Origin of the sequence: Micromonospora sp. NPDC049101 (assembly GCF_040648675.1) — a bacterium.
Taxonomy (GTDB): domain Bacteria; phylum Actinomycetota; class Actinomycetes; order Mycobacteriales; family Micromonosporaceae; genus Micromonospora.
Genome location: NZ_JBEZED010000070.1, coordinates 1 through 1,185, shown reverse-complemented (window position 1 = coordinate 1,185; position 1,185 = coordinate 1). Strand labels below are relative to the sequence as shown.

Annotated in this window: 1 protein-coding gene; it reads right to left on the bottom strand. The window is 68.9% G+C overall.

Going from position 1 to position 1,185, the window contains the following annotated elements; translation table 11 throughout:
• A partial coding sequence (locus AB0B57_RS36800) for an arabinofuranosidase catalytic domain-containing protein (RefSeq protein ID WP_357081099.1) occupies positions 1–1,185 on the bottom strand: 1,185 nt, incomplete at both ends.

Genomic DNA, 1,185 nt, shown 5'->3' with positions numbered 1-1,185 from the left:
GTTGGTGGTGCCCTGGCCGCTGGCGTCGAGGCACTTGTTGCCCAGCACCTGCAGTTGTTTGCCGGCGGTGTGGGTCCAGCGTTGGGCGGTGTTGCCGACGCAGTCCCAGAGTTGGACCTGGGTGCCGTTGGTGGTGGTGCCGTTCGGCACGTCCACGCACCGGTTGGACTGGGCGCCGACGAGCTGGACGCCCTGTTGCGGGTTACCGCCACCGGCCGGCGCGTACCCGGCGGCGGCGATGTTCGCCTGTACCGCGTCCTCGGTCGCGGCGGTCGGGTAGCCGGAGGTCAACACACCCTCGAAGAAGGTGCCCCGACCGGAGACACTGTTGTCGCCGCCGATGCCGAGGAGGATGGCGCCTTCCTTCTTCATCGGGTGGTAGCCGTTGGGGCGACGCCCGTCGAAGTAGGTGGTCAGACCGCCCGACTGGGCGCTTCCGCCCCGGATCGCCCAGTGGTTCGGTTCGCCCTTGACCATGGCGGTCACGAAGCGGTGGTTGATCGGCGCGATGTTGTTGTACCCGGCGTTCACGCCGGAGAAGAGACCCCACTCCAGGTCGGCCATGACCCAGGGCCCGGCTCCCGCCCCGTAGCCCCACTGCTTGTTGGCGCCGAAGTAGACAGTCTCCATGATTGCGCGCTCGTCGGCCTGGCCGTCCGTCTGCGCGTTGCCGTAGTCGAAGCAGCACCACTGGTTGTAGTGCGTGCCGTCGACGACGGCGTAGATGCCCTCGGGCTGGTCGCCGGTCGCGACGCCGTTGGTGTTGTTGTTGCGGTAGCCGGTGCCGGGAGCGATGTAGACGCCGTAGGCCTTCTGGCCACCGATGGTGATCGGGGCCGCCTTCGCGTCGGCCAGGTTGTCCCATCCACCGGGCAAAGGGCCGGGCCAGTAGCCGGGAGGTGCCTGGGTGAGGCGGTTGTTGCGGCCGGACTGGTCGTAGAGGATGGTGATGACGCAGTTGGTGTTGGCGCAGAACGTGTCCTGCGTGGCGGCGTCGGCGTAGCCGCCCGCGCTCTGCACACCGATATCGCGGGTGGTGTTGTCCGACGAGCGGCGAACCTGGTAAAGCGGGCCGTTGTACGCGCCATAGAGCGCGCGGGTGGTGCTGTGCGCGGCGACGCACGGGGTGCCACCCGAGGCGTAGATGTCGCACGGTCCCGTGCCGGCGGCGCGGGCGACACCCGG